General features: G+C 68.0%; 1 protein-coding gene. It reads right to left on the reverse strand.

The genetic code is table 11. The features are described from left to right. Positions 1-134: 134 nt before the first annotated feature. The gene (locus G3N93_RS40685) at positions 135-791 is read right to left on the reverse strand and encodes an outer membrane lipoprotein carrier protein LolA (RefSeq protein WP_206135596.1); all 657 of its coding nucleotides are present in this window, start codon (positions 789-791) and stop codon (positions 135-137) included. Positions 792-981 lie beyond the last annotated feature (190 nt).

A 981-nucleotide genomic window follows, 5' to 3' on the forward strand; every position in this document is an offset into this window, starting at 1 on the left:
TGCCGTGAAGTGCGCGCGCCCGATCGCGACGCCGCACGCGATGAGCGCGAGCAGCCACACGAGCACCGCGCGCTGCCGCAGCGCGTGCGGGCGGCGCGCGATCGGTGACGACGGGGGCCGGGTGCGATCGTCCATCAGTTCGGGTTCGCCGGAACGGGTTGCAGGCGCATCACCGAACGGTCGCCGTCGGCCTGCCGGATCGCGACGCTGCGCAACACGTCGCGCGTGCCGTCGAGCGTGATCGTGCTGACGACCTTCAACATCCGCGAGTCGAGCGGCGTGAGCGTCAGCGTCCAGTCGTCGCCGCGCCCGGCGAGCGCGACCTTGTACACCTGCTCGAGCGCGAAGCGGTTGCCGGCGAGCGTCGCGCGGATGCTGTCGATGAACGCGCCGAGTTCCGGATAGCGTGCGAGCGCGAGCGTGTATTTGCGGTTGTTGCGCTCGACGGTGAGCATGTCGCCATCGACGACGAGGTGTTCGGGCTTCGGGCTCAGCGTGTGCTTCTCGAGATGGTCGGGCGCGACGAACACGAGTTCGCCGGACGATTCGACCGGCTGCGTCGCGATCGACAGGTATTTCGTCTCGGTGAACGTCGCGCGCCCCGACTTGTGCTGCGCGAGCGTCGACATCAGCCGGTCGAGCGTCCACGCGGGCACCGCGTCGGCCGCCTGCGCGGGCGCGGCAGCCAGCGCGATCGCGGTGGTGGTTGCTGCGACGGCGACGGCCAGCGTGCGGACGGCGCGACGCAGCGCGGACGGAAGCGTGGGCAGGCGGCGGCGAACGGCGGGCATGCGGCGGAATCAGAGCGGGAGAGCGTCGTGTAAGGAAAGAGGGGGCGCAAGGGTGGAGGTCCTGGTGGTGGGCGGAGTCATTAAAAAAGACAAAATCTACAACGTTGCGACCACACTACTATCGAGCACGACATCCATCCAACCTATTCACACTCACACACCCACCCATCCAGTGCTACACTCACATCCC

The organism is Burkholderia sp. Se-20378 (genome assembly GCF_017104665.1).
GTDB lineage: Bacteria > Pseudomonadota > Gammaproteobacteria > Burkholderiales > Burkholderiaceae > Burkholderia > Burkholderia lata.

Excerpts from the sequence above, each read along its gene's own strand:
- G3N93_RS40685 (WP_206135596.1), bottom strand. The coding sequence starts at position 791 with ATGCCCGCCGTTCGCCGCCGCCTGCCCACGCTTCCGTCCGCGCTGCGT.